The organism is Photobacterium chitinilyticum, assembly GCF_004104355.1.
GTDB lineage: Bacteria > Pseudomonadota > Gammaproteobacteria > Enterobacterales > Vibrionaceae > Photobacterium > Photobacterium chitinilyticum.
Window position 1 is genome coordinate 181,775 of record NZ_RJLM01000007.1, and the last position, 16,258, is coordinate 198,032.

Here is a 16,258-nt window from a genome sequence, read left to right on the forward strand (position 1 = left end):
CGTCTAGAAGTATTGACGTCCCAATTGAATGTGGTTAATGTTGTTGATTAAAAGTTATTCGAAAGCAGGGCTTGCCCGAGACAAGGAAAGTAATTATGAGTGACAAGAAGCTTGCCACCGTTGCCGTTCGTACCGGTATTGAATCAGACACGCAGCATAATGCTGTTGTTCCGCCTATTTATCTGACCTCTACCTATAGCTTCCCACAACTGGGCGAGGTTCCTCAATATGATTATTCACGTTCTGGTAACCCGACCCGAAATATGCTCGCTGATGCCTTGTCTGAGCTTGAAGGGGGATCCGGTGGTGTAGTGACTAGCTGTGGTACGGCAGCGATTAACCTGTTGGCCTCGGCACTTGTGGGGCCCGGTGATCTGGTGATTGCTCCCCATGATTGCTATGGCGGGACCTATCGTTTATTCAACACCCGCGCAGGAAAGGGGGATTTTAAGGTCGAGTTTATTGATCAGTCAGATCCGACGGCACTGGCGGCTGCGTTGGCGAAAAAGCCTAAGCTGGTATGGGTCGAAACCCCGTCAAATCCTCTGCTTCGGGTTATTGATATCGCGGAGCTGTGCGAACAGAGCAAGCAGGCAGGAGCCTTGGTGGCGGTTGATAACACGTTCCTGTCCCCGATTTTGCAGCAGCCGATCGCGCTGGGGGCGGATTTTGTTGTTCATTCGACCACCAAATATATCAACGGTCATTCCGATGTGGTGGGTGGGGTACTTATTTCCCAAGATGCCGAACAGGCCGAGAATATTGCCTGGTGGGCAAACTGTATCGGGGCGACCGGGGCACCGTTTGATGCTTATCTTACCTTGCGTGGTCTACGCACGCTTGCCCCTCGAATGAAAATGCACGAGGAAAATAGTGCACAGATACTGACATACCTGCAGGGACAGCCGTTGGTTGGCCAGATCTACCATCCGAGCCAGCCCGATCACCCGGGTCATGCCATTGCGGTCAAGCAGCAGAAAGGATTTGGTTCTATGCTCAGTTTTGAGTTGGCAGGTAGCTATCGCCAGTTAGAGGTGTTTGTTGCCGGGCTAAAGTGCTTCTCTCTGGCTGAATCGTTGGGGGGGACGGAAAGCCTGATCGCCCACCCAGCGAGTATGACCCACCGCGCGATGTCTGACGAAGCGCAGGCTGAAGCCGGAATTAAGCCATCGTTGCTTCGTCTTTCTGTGGGCTTGGAAGACCCAAGCGATCTGATTGCCGATTTGGATCAGGCCTTTAAACTCGCTGCGGAGGTAACCGAATGAGTCAGCCACTTCAGAGTCAGTCAACTCAGAGACAGGTCGCCCAAAGACAGCTGCACAAATTTGGAGGCAGCAGCCTTGCCGACCCGGACTGTTACCGCCGGGTAGCGACGATATTACAAGAACATTCCAGCAGTGATGATTTGATTGTGGTTTCAGCGGCCGGCAAGACCACCAACCGTCTGATTGACTGGGTCGAGCTGCTGGGCAAAGATGGCCGTCAGGCGCATGAAGTTCTGCAGGAGCTACGTTATTACCAGCAGCAGCTCATTACCGAGCTATTAACTGGTACCGAGGCTGACGAGTTGCAGACCCAGCTCCACCTTGAGTTGAGCGAATTGGCCAAGCTGGGTGAGACGAAACTGGATGAAGCCGCGGTTGCAACAATCCTGGGACATGGTGAATTGTGGTCGGCACGTTTATTGGCTGCTTTGCTGGGACAAAAAGGCATGCCGGCGGGTTATCTCGACTCGAGAGAGTTTCTTCGGGCCGAGCGAGCAGCCCAGCCGGAGGTTGATCGTGCCCAGTCCTGGCCGCTGTTAAAGGCACAATTGGCTCAGCATAGCCTGCACCGTATCGTTATTACTGGCTTTATGGCCCGCAATCAGGTGGGTGAAACTGTTTTGCTGGGACGCAACGGTTCGGATTATTCTGCAACGATTATTGGTGCATTGGCTGAAGTGTCGAGAGTCACCATCTGGAGCGATGTGGCCGGTGTATACAGCGCTGATCCGCGTAAAGTCGAAGATGCCTGCCTATTGCCGTTATTACGCCTGGACGAGGCCAGTGAGCTTGCTCGACTGGCAGCCCCGGTGCTGCATAGCCGGACATTGCAGCCGGTCGCCCAGAGTGCTATTGACTTAACATTACGCTGCAGTCACCAGCCCGAGTCGGGATCGACCCGGGTAGAGCGGGTGCTGGCCTCAGGCCGTGGAGCCAAGATCATTACTTCTCTTGATGATGTTTGCCTGATTGAGCTGGATGTTGCGCGCTCGCATGATTTTGAGCCAATCCTGGGAGAGCTGGAACGGACGCTGCAGCGTGCACAGCTACAGCCATTGGCGCAGAGTATTGAAGCGGATAAGGGACGCATTCAGCTGGCCTATACCGGCGAGGTGGTTAACTGCGTGTTGGCACTGCTGCAAGATAGCGGTATCACCGCCGAGCTTCGTCTTCGTGATGGTTTTGTTGTAGTTGCTGCGGTCGGCGCCGGGGTGGTGAACAATCCTGTGCACTGCTATGGATTTTATCACCAGCTTAAGAACCAGCCGGTCGAGTTTACGACCGAGATAGAGTCGGGGCTGAGCCTGGTCGCTGTTTTACGCAAAGTCGATACCGCTCCTCTGGTTGAGAATATCCACCAGAGCCTGTTCCAGGCCCAGAAGCGTATTGGTCTGGTGCTTTGTGGCAAGGGCAATATTGGCAGCCGCTGGCTGGAGCTGTTTGACAGCGAAAAAGAGCAGCTGGAAAAGCGCCACGGAATGAGCTTTACCCTGGTGGGGGTTGCAGATAGCAACCGCCACTGGATTGATTTTCAGGGGCTGGAGCCTACCCGGGCATTGACGGCTTTTGATGACGAGGCCATTGAATATGCCGAGGGGGAGCTGATGAATGTGCTGGCTGCGCATCCCTATGATGATGTCGTGGTACTGGACGTTACAGCCAGTGCCGAGCTGGCGGCAAAATATCCGCAGATTGCAGAAAGCGGCCTGCATTTGATTTCGGCCAACAAGGTGGCCGGTTCGGCATCGGGCGAGGATTATCATGCAGTACGGGATGCCTTTGCCAAAAGCAGTCGCCACTGGCTGTATAACGCGACGGTAGGTGCCGGATTGCCGGTTAACCATACTGTGCGGGACTTGCGCGAGAGTGGCGATGACATTATTGCCTTGTCTGGGATCTTTTCAGGCACGCTGTCGTGGTTATTCCAGCAGTTTGACGGTTCGCTACCGTTTTCCCATCTGATAGAGCAAGCCTGGCAGCAGGGGCTGACAGAACCAGATCCCCGCCATGATCTCGATGGCAGTGATGTCATGCGCAAGCTGGTGATCCTGGCCCGCGAGTCCGGTCTGGAGCTCGAGCCTGAGCAGGTCAAGGTTGAGTCACTGGTTCCTGATGAGCTGGCACCGCTGACTTTGGATGGTTTTTTTGAGCAGGCTGAAGTGCTGGATGAACTGCTCAACAAGCGTCTGGCCAAAGCGCAGCAGGAAGGAAAGGTGCTGCGCTATGTTGCCCGCCTGGATAAAAACGGCAAGGCGGCAGTCAGTGTGGAAGCATTGGCACAGGAGCATGCATTGGCAAACCTCTTGCCTTGCGACAATATTTTTGCCATCGAAAGCCGCTGGTACCGTGACAACCCGTTAGTGATCCGGGGACCGGGGGCGGGTCGGGATGTCACTGCAGGTGCGCTGTTGTCAGATATTAACCGATTGGCAGCAATGCTGTAGCCTGTTTTGAAGGTGAAAATAGTGCCCATCTAGGGTTGGTGCGGTGAAAACCATTATCAAACGAAGGTAGTGCAGTTTGAATTGCTGCTTTACAGAGAAAAGCCCGCATCTCGCGGGCTTTTGCTTATTTGGGCGATGTTGGTTATGTTGAAGATCATGCAACATGAACTTGAGAAATATTCATGTTCACTTTGTTGACATTAAATTGGTTACAAGACATTCTGTAGACATATAGACGTCTAAACGGTTATTTGACGGCGTCACCATTTAGGGAGTAGGCCCGGGGCCGGAACAGAAAGGGATAGACTATGGGGTATTCACACGCAAGTCATTTAGATTCGCTTAACCAGAACATTGCCGATATCAACGGTGACATTAATGTTTCGTTTGAGTTCTTTCCGCCAAGCAGCGAGCAAATGGAACAGACCCTGTGGAATTCTATTCACCGCCTGAAAACCCTGAAGCCGAAGTTTGTCTCTGTTACCTATGGTGCCAACTCTGGCGAGCGGGACCGGACCCACTCCATCATCAAAGACATTAAAGAGCAAACCGGCCTGGTGGCCGCACCGCACTTGACCTGTATTGATGCAAGCCGTGACGAACTACGTACGATTGCCCGGGATTACTGGAACAATGGTATCCGCGATATCGTTGCGTTGCGTGGCGATTTGCCGGAGAAAGGGGTAAAACCTGATATGTATGCCGCCGATTTGGTGGAGCTGCTGCGAAAAGAAGCCGATTTTGATATCTCGGTTGCAGCCTATCCGGAAGTTCACCCTGAGGCGAAAAGTGCCCAGGCTGATCTGATTAACCTCAAGCGCAAAGTCGATGCCGGAGCCAGCCGGGCTATTACCCAGTTCTTCTTTGATGTTGAAAGCTATCTACGATTCCGTGACCGTTGCGTTGCGGCCGGGATTGATGTCGAAATCGTGCCGGGCATTCTGCCAGTTTCCAACATGAACCAGGCTAAGCGGTTTGCGTTGGCGAATAATGTGAAGATCCCAGGTTGGCTGGAGAAGCAATACCAGGGGCTTGACGATGATTTGTTGAGCCGCCAGATGGTCGGTGCCAGTAATGCGATAGACATGGTGCGGGTACTGAGCCGTGAAGGCGTCAAGGATTTCCACTTCTATACCCTGAACCGTGCCGAACTAACCTATGCTATTTGCCATACTCTGGGGGTTCGAGCCGAGGCTGCAGTGTAAGGATAGGTGAGAAGATTCCGTTACTGTTTATGAAATTCTCCCATTAAAAAAGCCGCTTAACAGCGGCTTTTTTCGTTAGGGCGCTTGGTTAGCTGTTTAGAGCTACCTTGCTGTCAGTACTGTCCATATCTTTTAGCTCGACCAGTACTTCTTCTGCCCAGTCGATCCATGCCTGACGGTTGTGGATGCCGCGGCGAAGGGTTAGGCGATCAAGACGGGACTGGCGATCCATGTTTTTGTAATCGCCAAAATGAACTTTTTCCAGCTCGTGGTAGTGATTCATCAGAGTGTGAGACTCTTCAATCAGTCCTTCAAGCTGCTGTTGCATCGGCACGGAATTGTGCACACCGCAAACCAGTAGCTTGGCAGAGAACTCATCACGAATGGTCGGGTTGCGAGCAGGTTCCTGGAACCACTCAAACAGTGCCTGACGGCCTAGGTCGGTAATGGAATACACTTTACGATCCGGTTTGCCTTCCTGCGGTTCTAGCTTGCAGGTTACCTGATCGTTGGTCGCCATCTTGTTAAGCTCTCGGTAAACTTGCTGGTGGCTTGCCTTCCAGAAGTAGCCGATGCTGTGGGAAAATTCTTTTGTTATATCATAACCGGTTGCGTCGCGGCTGCTCAGCACGGTCAAAATTACGTGTGGTAGTGACATCTCTTCTATCCGTTAAAATACTACAAATAAAAAACAATCAGACTGACGTTACCCTTCCGCTCTTTGGCGTTTGTTATAATCGTCTTGTTGCAGTGCCTGATCGAGATCACGTAGCATACACATCAATGTGATCTTTATCGACACTTGAAAGTGATAATAACCACTTTGGGGAACGACCAATTGTTCATCTTGTGATGTTTGTCTATATCTTAAGGTTTACGGTGCACTGCAATATATTGTGATTCATTCATGTTCACAGTGCATGTGATTACTTTAGACTATGCGACTAGTTACATTACGTCTCATTATTGAGTCACTGTAATAAAAAAAATGTCAAATAACACCGGAACAGAATTGGAGTGCCGGTTTGATAAAGAAAAAGGCCTCCGCGAGGAAGGCCTTTGAATAGGGTAAGAACTAGGATGCTGGCGGGTTAGCCGGTGTTTCGCATGCCTGTCGCAATACCGGCGATTGTAACCATCAATGCCTCTTCTAGCATCGGCGACGGTTCTTTTTGCTGGCGGGTACGGTAGAGCAACTCGGCCTGCAGCATGTTGAGTGGCTCAACATAGATATTGCGCAGACGAATAGCTTCAGCGCCCCACGGGTCTTGCTCCATCAGGTGCGCACTGTTCTCGACATTCAGGACAGCCTTGATATCTTTCTGGAGCTGATCACGTAGTCGCTGTCCCATTGGCCATAGTGATGGCTCGGTCAGGCGCTGATCATAGTACTCGGCAATACCGACATTGGTTTTGGTATAAACCATTTCCAGCATACCAAGGCGGGTTGAGAAGAATGGCCACTCACGACACATATCTTCCAGTTGCTGGGCATGGCCTTTATCAATCGAGTACTGGATTGCCTCGCCGGCACCCAGCCAGGCTGGCAATAGCAGACGGTTCTGGCTCCAGGCAAAAATCCATGGAATTGCACGCAGGCTTTCAACGCCACCTTTAGGGTTACGCTTGGCCGGACGTGAGCCCAGAGGCAGTTTGCCTAGCTCCAGCTCTGGTGTTGCCGCACGGAAATACGGTACGAACTCTTCGTTGCCTTGTACTACGTCACGGTAGGCTTCACAGGAAACTTCAGACAGAACATCCATCAACTCACGCCAGTCTTGCTTCGGTGCCGGTGGTGGCAGCAGGTTGGCCTCCAGAATGGCACTGGCATACAGACTCAGGCTATTGACGGCCACTTCCGGTAGGCCAAGCTTGAAGCGGATCATCTCGCCCTGCTCGGTAACCCGCAAGCCGCCTTTTAGGCTACGCGGTGGCTGGGAGAGTAGCGCGGCATGAGCCGGTGCGCCCCCGCGGCCGATAGAACCGCCGCGGCCATGGAACAGGGTCAGCTCCACTCCGGCGTCTTCACAGACATCGACCAATGCTTCCATTGCCCGGTACTGGGCCCAGCCAGCAGCCATGACACCGGCATCTTTGGCTGAGTCGGAGTAGCCAATCATCACCATCTGGTAGTTCTGGATAAAGCCACGGTACCAGTCGATACTCATTAGTTGCTTGATCACCGACTCGGAGTTGTTGAGATCCTCCAAGGTTTCAAACAGCGGGCAGACATCCATTCTGAACGGGCAGCCGGCTTCTTTGAGTAATAGATGGACGGCGAGAACATCAGAGGCGGTACGTGCCATGGAAATGACATAGGCACCTAATGCTTCTCGTGGCTGTTCGGCAATGGCCTTGCAGGTTTCAATGACTTCCTGAACATCTGCAGACGGTTGCCAGTCGCGAGGCAGGAGCGGGCGTTTCGAGGCAAGCTCGCGAACCAAGAAAGCCACTTTGTCCTGCTCACTCCACTGTTCATAATCGCCGATCCCCAGGTGGCGGGTCAGTTCGGAAATGACATCCGAATGGCGGGTACTTTCCTGGCGAATATCCAGGCGTACCAGGTGGACGCCGAAACATTTGATGCGACGGAGGACATCCAGCAGCAGGCCGTCGGCAATGATCCCCATATCGCACTCATGCAGCGACTGGTAGCAGGCGTATAGTGGGTCCCAAAGCTGGTCGATATGGTCGATGATGCCGAAGTTCGGGACACTCAGTCCTTTGATCTTGGCATCCAGTACATCACGGGTATTGGTCAGCTTGGCGCGCAGATCCTTGAGGATAGCGCGATACGGTTCGTGTTCGTCCCCGGCCAGTTCGCGTACCTGATCATTGCATTTGACCATCGACAGTTCGCTAACCAGCTCCTGGATATCGGTCAGATACAGATCTGCTGCTTTCCAGCGTGACAGTAGCAAGACTTCCCGGGTGATGTTCGAGGTAACGAACGGGTTTCCATCGCGGTCGCCGCCCATCCAGGAAGAGAACTTAACCGGAGAGGCATCGATTGGCAGGCCTTCCCCAAGGTGGGTTGTCAGCTTTTCGTCGAATTGACGCAGGAATTCCGGTACCGCCTGCCACAGGGAATTCTCGACAACGGCATAGCCCCACTTGGCTTCGTCCAGCGGCGTTGGGCGCTGCTGGCGGATCACATCAGAGTGCCATGCCTGGGCGATGAGCTGCTCAAGGCGCTGCTCGACGCGCTGGCGTTCGCTGGGTGACAGCTCGCTCAGCTCAAGCTTTGACAGGCACTTGTTGATTTGCACCAGCTTGTGGATCATGGTCCGGCGGGCAATTTCCGTCGGGTGCGCCGTCAGTACCAGCTCAATGTTCAAATCGCGTACGGCCTGAATTGAATCAAACTGACTGATATCACTGTTGTTTAATTTGCCAAACAGGGTATCGATAGAGTCCGGGCTGCAGATATGCTCTTCGCAGTGGCGGGACACTGTGTGGTACTGCTCGGCAATATTGGTCAAGTTAAGGAACTGGCTAAAGGCACGAGCTACAGGAAGTAGCTGATCATCTGGCAGGTTTTGCAACTCATCGATCAGCTTCTCACGATCATCCTGATTTCCTGCACGGGCAGATTTAGATAACTTACGTACGGTCTCCACTTTGTCTAGCAGGGGCTCGCCATGCGCATCTTTAATGGTATTACCCAGCAGGTGGCCGAGCATACTGACGTTGCTTCTTAACGCGCTGTACTTTTCGTTCATATCGTATCCATCTCGTAATTTTGTTACATCCAATTCGCTATTGCGTTAGTGACAATCTATCCGTGATCCCACTTTCAGGTCAACTTTGATTACATTTAGCCGCAATAAATTGAAGCTACATTGATATTTGTCATGATATGAAATCCAGCTTGTAACAAATTTTCGTAAAAATGAGTCATAAGACACGCATTTAGTGTGCTCTTTGTGCATAGCGCTATAACTTTCATCAAAAATGGCGTGGTAGATCAAGTTTATTATGCGTTGTATTGCTTTTTGTGGGAGAGCAGTACGTTTCTTTTCCTTTTATCGTAAGTCGCAAAAAAACCACCTCGGGTTAGCATTTTTTTTGGTTCCTGCTGTTGACAGGCCAATGATTAATCGGTAAACATATAAATGCAAACAAGGTGAATAAAAATTTAATCGTTCTTCGGCGTTAGTATTGAAGACGAACGTCAGCGAAAAGAATAGTTAAAGAAGTTGAATGTAGGAAATAATTAACATGAACCAGGCAAATATTCACAATCTGAATTCCCTCCGACGACGCTAAGTCTCATCTGCCTGGTGCGCTCGTGCACCCCTTCATCCGCTGTTTCTGCAGCATATTTTCAAATACCAAGTATTAACTACTTAACGCATTAAAACGGAATCACTTATGTTGAACACCTATATTATCGGTGCCAGCGGTTATACCGGCGCAGAGCTGGCGAAAATGGTGTACACCCATCCTCATCTTAATCTGGCGGGATTGTATGTTTCGGCAAACAGTCTCGATGCCAACAAGCCGCTGAGCGAGTTGCACGGGCAGCTAAAAGGCATTGTGGACTTGCCCCTTACACCGTTGGTGGATCCCGCGGCGGTTGCAGCTCAGGCAGATATTGTCCTGTTGGCTACCGCCCATGAAGTTAGCCATGATCTGGCCACGATGTTCCTCTCAAAAGGTTGTCAGGTGTTTGATTTATCTGGCGCATTTCGGGTGAAGGGGGATGATTTCTATTCTCAGTACTATGGTTTTGAACACCAGCACCAACAGTGGCTAGAGAAAGCGGTCTACGGCTTGGCTGAATGGAATAGCCAAGCGATTGAGCAGGCTCAGTTGATTGCGGTTCCGGGGTGTTATCCAACGGCTTCGCAGCTGGCGCTTAAGCCGCTGTTGAAATCAGGCCTTATTGACAAAAATCAGTGGCCAGTGATTAACGCGGTCAGCGGTGTTTCCGGGGCCGGGCGCAAAGCATCTATGGTCAATAGCTTTTGTGAAGTGAGCCTTCAGGCCTACGGCGTCTTCGGACATCGCCACCAGCCTGAGATTGCGACTCACCTTGATTGTGACGTGATTTTCACTCCGCACCTTGGCAACTTTAAGCGTGGAATTCTGGCGACAATTACTGCGAAGCTAGCCCCCGGAGCTGATGCCGAAAAAGTGGCCGCCGCCATGCAGAAAGCCTATCAGAGCCAAGCTGGGCAGCATGCTGTCAGGCTGCTGGGCGAGCAAACGGCAAGTATCCAGAATGTTGTTAATACTTGCTTCTGTGATATTGGCTGGAAGGTTCAGGGGCAACACATTATTTTAACATCGGCAATTGATAATTTATTGAAAGGTGCCTCGTCCCAAGCGATGCAGTGCATAAATATTCGGAATAACTATCCGCAGTTAACGGCGTTGGTTTAGGAGGTATCACCATGAGTCAGGTTCCTTTGGTTATTAAGTTAGGTGGTGCTGTGCTGTCGTGCACTGACACGCTGGAAAAATTGTTCAATGCGATCAGTCATTATCAGGAAAAGGCACAACGTCCACTGCTGCTGGTACACGGTGGCGGTTATCTGGTTGATGAGCTGATGGAAAAACTACAGCACGAAACGGTTAAAAAAGAAGGCCTGCGAGTCACGCCGAAAGAACATATCCCATTTATTGCCGGGGCACTGGCTGGTACCGCAAACAAAGTGTTGCAAGGGCAGGCGATCAAATCAGGGGTTGCCGCTGTGGGCCTGAGCTTGGCCGACGGTGGTTTGTGTCAGATCACCGAGCTGGATCCGGAGCTGGGCTCAGTGGGTAAAGCCGCGCCGGGGAATAGCGACCTGGTGAAGCTGATTATGGCATCAGGCTATTTACCGATTGTGAGTTCGATTGGCCTTGATGCCGATGGCGAATTGATGAATGTCAATGCGGATCAGGCCGCGGTTGCCGTCGCGGCGGCACTGAATGCCGAGCTGGTTCTGCTGTCGGATGTCAGTGGCGTTCTGGATGGTAAAGGGCATCTGATTGCCAGCTTAACCGAGAGCGAAGCGGAAGCATTGATCACCCAGGCGGTGATCACCGATGGCATGGTCGTCAAGGTGCGTGCAGCCTTCGAGGCTGCGAAAGCCTTGGGACGGCCGATTGAGATTGCGACCTGGCGCTACCCGGACAAGCTGGAAGCTCTGTTCGATGGCCAGAGTATCGGTACCAAGTTCTCGGCATAAACCGGGCGAAAACAGAATTTATTAAACTAGAACACCTATTATTTTAAAACGCCTGAGCGGTATGACCGTCGAGCAGGCAATCAGGAGAGCATTATGAGTAAGGTAACTAAAGTTGTATTGGCCTATTCCGGCGGTCTGGATACATCAGCGATCATTCCATGGCTGAAAGAAAACTATGACTGTGAGGTTGTAGCATTTGTTGCCGATGTTGGCCAGGGCGAGGCGGAGCTGGAAGGAATAGAAGAGAAAGCACTGGCTTCCGGTGCTTCATCTTGCTACATCGCCGATCTCAAAGACGAAATGGTCGCCGACTATATCTACCCTAGCTTGAAGACGGGTGCTGTCTACGAAGGCAAATACCTGCTGGGTACTTCGATGGCGCGTCCGATTATTGCCAAGGCGCAGGTTGAGTGCGCGCTGGAAGTTGGCGCCGATGCGGTCTGTCACGGTTGTACCGGTAAAGGCAATGACCAGGTACGTTTCGAGAGTGCCTATGCAGCATTGGCTCCTCAGCTGACAGTGATTGCACCTTGGCGTGAATGGGATCTGCGTAGCCGGGAAGCGCTACTGGATTACCTTGCCGATCGTGATATTCCATGTACGGCATCGTTGGAAAAAATCTACTCGCGTGATGCCAATGCCTGGCATATTTCTACCGAGGGCGGGGTATTGGAAGATACCTGGAACCAGCCAAACGACCTGTGCTGGGTATGGACCAAGGATCCTGAAGATGCACCAGAAAAATCCGAAACGGTCTCTATTCTGATTGAAAAAGGCGAAATCATCGCCGTTGATGGTGAAACAATGTCACCGCTTAAGGTGCTGACTTACCTGAATGATAAGGGTGCCGAGCACGGTGTCGGCCGGATTGATATTGTCGAGAACCGTCTGGTTGGGATGAAGTCCCGTGGCTGTTACGAAACTCCGGGCGGCACAATCATGAACGAGGCCCTGCGTGCCGTCGAGCAGCTGGTTCTTGATAAGGAATCGTTTGAGTTCCGTGAGTCAGTTGGCCTGAAAGCCTCGCACCTAATCTATGACGGCCGTTGGTTCACCCCTCTTTGTAAGTCATTGCTGGCTGCAGCCGATGAACTTGCCCAGGATGTGAGCGGTGAAGTTGTGGTGAAGCTGTATAAAGGTCAAGCTACTGTGGTTCAGAAGCGTTCGCTAAACAGCCTGTACTCGGAAGAATTTGCAACCTTTGGTGAAGATGAGGTTTACGACCACAGCCATGCCGAAGGCTTTATCCGCCTGTACTCGCTAGCAAGCCGTATTCGTGCGTTAAACGAACAAAAGAAAAATAAATAATCCAAAGCAATGAGCAAGTCGAGTAGCGAAGCATAGGAGAAGTACCATGGCACTATGGGGCGGACGTTTTAGTCAGGCAGCTGACACACGGTTTAAGCAGTTCAACGATTCACTACGTTTTGATTACCGTTTGGCGGAGCAAGACATCGTTGGTTCTATTGCATGGTCAAAGGCACTGCGTCAGGTTAATGTCCTGACGGATGAAGAGCAGCAGAGGCTCGAACTGGCACTGAACGAGCTCAAACTGGCGGTGATGGAAGATCCGGAGCAGATTTTACGTTCTGATGCCGAGGACATTCACAGCTGGGTTGAACAGCAGTTGATCAGCAAAGTGGGTGATCTGGGCAAGAAGCTGCATACCGGCCGTTCTCGTAACGACCAGGTGGCTACGGATCTGAAGCTGTGGTGTCGCCAGCAGGGCCAGCAGTTATTGCTGATGCTGGATAAGCTGCAGAACCAGCTGGTTTCGGTCGCTCGTGATCATCAGGGAACGGTATTGCCTGGTTATACCCACCTGCAGCGTGCCCAGCCGGTGACTTTTGCCCACTGGTGCCTGGCCTATGTGGAAATGTTCGAACGTGACCATTCACGTTTGCATGATGCGCTTAATCGTCTTGATACCTGTCCTTTGGGGTCGGGCGCACTGGCCGGTACAGCCTATCCGATTGATCGCGAGGAGCTGGCCCATAGCCTGGGCTTTCACCGGGCAACCCGGAACAGCCTCGACTCGGTGTCGGATCGCGACCACGTGATGGAACTGTTGTCGACGGCCTCGATTTCGATGCTGCACCTGTCACGGATGGCGGAAGATTTAATCTTCTATAACTCCGGTGAATCGAACTTTATCGAATTGGCCGATACCGTGACATCGGGCTCGTCCCTGATGCCACAGAAGAAAAATCCGGATGCCCTGGAGTTGATCCGGGGCAAGTGTGGCCGGGTATACGGAGCCATGGCCGGTATGATGATGACGGTGAAGGCGTTGCCGCTGGCCTACAACAAAGACATGCAGGAAGACAAGGAAGGCTTGTTTGATGCTCTTGATAGCTGGCATGACTGTATGGAAATGGCTGCACTTTGTTTTGACGGCATCAAGGTCAACAAAGAGCGTACCCTTGAGGCGGCGATGCAGGGTTATTCGAATGCGACCGAGCTGGCCGATTATCTGGTTGCCAAAGGTATCCCGTTCCGTGAAGCGCACCATATCGTTGGGGTTGCCGTGGTTGCCGCCATTGCCAAGGGGTGTGCACTGGAAGAGCTGTCATTGGCCGAAATGAAAGCGTTCTCCGAGGTCATTGAGGAGGATGTGTATCCGATCCTGACTATCGACTCATGCCTTGATAAGCGTTGCGCCCTCGGCGGTGTCGCGCCGAATCAAGTGGATTATGCCATTGGTCAGGTTGAGAAGCGCCTTGAGAAACGTTACTCGCCGGGTGTGAAGGTACGGGGAGCTCGTCTGACTGATCTTGATGCAATCGAAGGTATGGTTGTCTACTGGGCTGGGCTGGGCGAGAATCTGCCGCGGATGCGCAATGAACTGGTGCGTGATATTGGCTCGTTTGCCGTGGCTGAGCACCATGGCACAGTGACGGGATGTGCGTCGTTGTATGTCTACGACTCCGGACTGGCAGAAATTCGCTCGCTGGGTGTCGAGGCCGGCTGGCAACAACAGGGTCAGGGGAAAGCGATTGTCGATCACTTGATTGAGAAAGCCGGCCAGATGGCGATCAAGACGGTCTTTGTGCTGACACGTGTACCTGAATTCTTTATGAAGCAAGGCTTTATCCCGACATCAAAGTCGCTGTTACCGGAAAAGGTAATGAAAGACTGTGACCGTTGCCCCCGCCAGCATGCCTGTGACGAAGTTGCTCTGGAAGTTCGTCTGGATCAGGAGCAGGCAATTCCGACAGTGAATGTGGCATAGCAACCAGTACGCTATTTAGTACTTTATTCAAATGACAAAAATCCGGCCCTAGGTATCAATCCTAGCGGCCGGATTTTTTTAGCCATAACACCAAGGCGACAACCCAGTGGGCGAGCAGCAACAGGCTGAATGCGGTGGCGGCAAAAAGAAGGGTGATGGACTCCACCACGGTGGGCGTGGGCAAGTAGAAGTAATACCAGGCTCCCCAGCAGATCACGCTCAGTAATGATAGCTGAGCCATACACTGGCGACACCGACCGAGTTTTTGCTTGAATGCTTGTGCCGTGCGGCAGTTTCGACAACCCATGACGTCATCCGAATCGCTTGAGGTGGGTAAGATTGTACACGAAAAAAGCCCTCCGGATGGAGGGCGAATCGGTAGTGCAGGAGAGTTGTTGCGTTGATTAACAGCCCGGGCCGCAGTCTAGGCAGTGTTTGACCATCTCTGGACCCAGATGCAGTTTGGCATTGAGGTCACGCAGCGCGGTACGGACACCTTCTTCGATAACCGGATGGTAGAACGGCATATCCAGCATTTCCGCTACTGTCATCTTGTTTTGGTGCGCCCATGCCAGCAGGTGCGCCAGGTGTTCGGCATTCGGGCCCATCATTTCGGCACCCAGGAAACGGCCGGTACCGTGTTCGCCGTAGATATGCAGTACTCCTTTGTTCCGCAGCATGACTCGTGAACGGCCTTGATTTTCAAACGACACCTCACCGGTCTCGAAGCAACCACAGTTACCAAGGCGTGTGGTAATTTCCTTGTAAGTTTCACCAACCATCGCAATTTGCGGATCCGAGAAGACTGCTGATATTTTCGAGCGGCGTAGTCCGGCTCGGATACCCGGGAAGCGGCCTGCATTGTCACCCGCAATACGGCCTTGATCGGCAGCTTCATGCAGTAACGGAAGCTGGTTGCTGGCATCACCGGCGACAAAAATACTTGCGACAGATGTCTGCAGGGTGAAATGGTCTGCAACCGGCACACCACGTTCGTCTAGCTCCAGTGCTGTATTTTCAATGGCGAGCTTATCGATATTAGGCCGGCGGCCAGTGGCTGCCAATACATAGTCGACAGTGATCACTTTGAACTCACCGTCTTTATCCTGGTACTGGATCTCGACGGCGTTACCGATGCGCTTCATGCTCTCGAGCCTGACATCGGCATCCAGATAGAACTCTTCGTTAAAGGTTTTGTCTGCATAGGCCATGACAGCAGGGTCGGTTAGCGGGCCAACCTGACCGCCAAGGCCGAACATGACGACTTCAACGCCGAGACGTTTTAGGGCCTGGCCTAGCTCAAGGCCGATAACACCGGGACCGAATACTGCAACCGAACCCGGCAGATCGTCCCAGTCAAAGACATCATCATTGATGATCAGGCGATCACCCAGCTCGTTCCATACGCCCGGATAGGCAGGACGGGAGCCCGTAGCAATAACAATGCGTTTTGCTGTGATTTGGGTGTGATCGTCTACGATCAGCGTGTTGTCATCGATGAATTTGGCGTAGCCTGAAATTTTGTCGTGTGCCGGAATTTCGTCGACCCCTTCCAGAACGAAACCAACGAAGCGGTCACGCTCGCGTTTGACACGGTCCATCACTTCTCGGCCGTTAATCACGATATCGCCTTGCGGGTGAACCCCAAACGCCGGTGCTTTTTCGATCTGGTGAACGCTTTCAGCTGCAGCAATCAGTAGTTTTGATGGCATGCAACCAACACGGGCACAGGTTGTGCCGTATGGGCCTCCTTCAATCATCACCACGCTATCGGTATGGGCTTTGGCTGCACGGTATGCGCCCAGGCCTGCTGTACCACCGCCAATGACTGCAACATCAACATTCAGGGTATTCATCTCGGTTCTCTCCACTCGCGTCTTGCCTGTATCCGGCCTTTATTTGAAGTGCGGGGCACTCTTGCCCCGCTTTATTA

Annotated in this window: 11 protein-coding genes; 7 read left to right on the plus strand and 4 right to left on the minus strand. The window is 52.2% G+C overall.

Annotated features, from left to right (window positions below):
* Positions 1-95: 95 nt before the first annotated feature.
* The 3 genes from EDI28_RS17295 (at position 96) to metF (ending at position 4,914) form a co-directional block, all read left to right on the plus strand.
* A complete protein-coding gene (locus tag EDI28_RS17295; protein WP_128785135.1) occupies positions 96-1,265 on the plus strand; it encodes an O-succinylhomoserine (thiol)-lyase in 1,170 nt (389 codons plus the stop codon).
* On the plus strand, positions 1,262-3,709 hold the full coding sequence (locus EDI28_RS17300) for a bifunctional aspartate kinase/homoserine dehydrogenase II (RefSeq protein WP_128785136.1): 2,448 nt from the start codon (positions 1,262-1,264) through the stop codon (positions 3,707-3,709). Before EDI28_RS17295 ends, EDI28_RS17300 begins: the two co-directional genes overlap by 4 nt.
* Before the next feature lie 308 nt (positions 3,710-4,017).
* Positions 4,018-4,914: a methylenetetrahydrofolate reductase gene (gene metF / locus EDI28_RS17305; protein ID WP_128785137.1), complete on the plus strand. Its 897-nt coding sequence runs from the start codon at positions 4,018-4,020 to the stop codon at positions 4,912-4,914.
* Positions 4,915-5,002: 88 nt separating this feature from the next.
* Here the strand turns inward: metF and EDI28_RS17310 are convergent, their stop codons facing one another.
* The gene (locus tag EDI28_RS17310) at positions 5,003-5,572 is read right to left on the minus strand and encodes a PadR family transcriptional regulator (protein ID WP_128785138.1); all 570 of its coding nucleotides are present in this window, start codon (positions 5,570-5,572) and stop codon (positions 5,003-5,005) included.
* 433 nt (positions 5,573-6,005) lie between these two features.
* On the minus strand, positions 6,006-8,636 hold the full coding sequence (gene ppc / locus EDI28_RS17315; protein WP_128785139.1) for a phosphoenolpyruvate carboxylase: 2,631 nt from the start codon (positions 8,634-8,636) through the stop codon (positions 6,006-6,008).
* A 652-nt stretch (positions 8,637-9,288) separates the two neighbouring features.
* Between ppc and argC the strand changes: the two genes are divergently transcribed.
* The 4 genes from argC (at position 9,289) to argH (ending at position 14,325) form a co-directional block, all read left to right on the plus strand.
* Entirely contained in the window at positions 9,289-10,302 is a 1,014-nt protein-coding gene (argC, locus tag EDI28_RS17320; protein WP_128785140.1) for an N-acetyl-gamma-glutamyl-phosphate reductase, read from the plus strand.
* A gap of 11 nt (positions 10,303-10,313) precedes the next feature.
* Positions 10,314-11,093 carry an acetylglutamate kinase gene (gene argB / locus EDI28_RS17325; protein ID WP_128785141.1) on the plus strand — a complete coding sequence of 260 codons (780 nt, stop codon included), beginning with the start codon at positions 10,314-10,316 and terminating at the stop codon, positions 11,091-11,093.
* Positions 11,094-11,186: 93 nt separating this feature from the next.
* On the plus strand, positions 11,187-12,401 hold the full coding sequence (locus EDI28_RS17330; RefSeq protein WP_128785142.1) for an argininosuccinate synthase: 1,215 nt from the start codon (positions 11,187-11,189) through the stop codon (positions 12,399-12,401).
* A 46-nt stretch (positions 12,402-12,447) separates the two neighbouring features.
* Entirely contained in the window at positions 12,448-14,325 is a 1,878-nt protein-coding gene (gene argH / locus EDI28_RS17335) for an argininosuccinate lyase (RefSeq protein WP_128785143.1), read from the plus strand.
* Positions 14,326-14,386: 61 nt separating this feature from the next.
* Here argH and EDI28_RS17340 read toward each other — a convergent pair whose 3' ends face one another.
* Together EDI28_RS17340 and EDI28_RS17345 are read right to left on the minus strand one after the other, a co-directional pair.
* Positions 14,387-14,632: a DUF3624 domain-containing protein gene (locus EDI28_RS17340; protein WP_128785144.1), complete on the minus strand. Its 246-nt coding sequence runs from the start codon at positions 14,630-14,632 to the stop codon at positions 14,387-14,389.
* A gap of 97 nt (positions 14,633-14,729) precedes the next feature.
* The gene (locus EDI28_RS17345; RefSeq protein ID WP_128785145.1) at positions 14,730-16,181 is read right to left on the minus strand and encodes a dihydrolipoyl dehydrogenase; all 1,452 of its coding nucleotides are present in this window, start codon (positions 16,179-16,181) and stop codon (positions 14,730-14,732) included.
* Positions 16,182-16,258 lie beyond the last annotated feature (77 nt).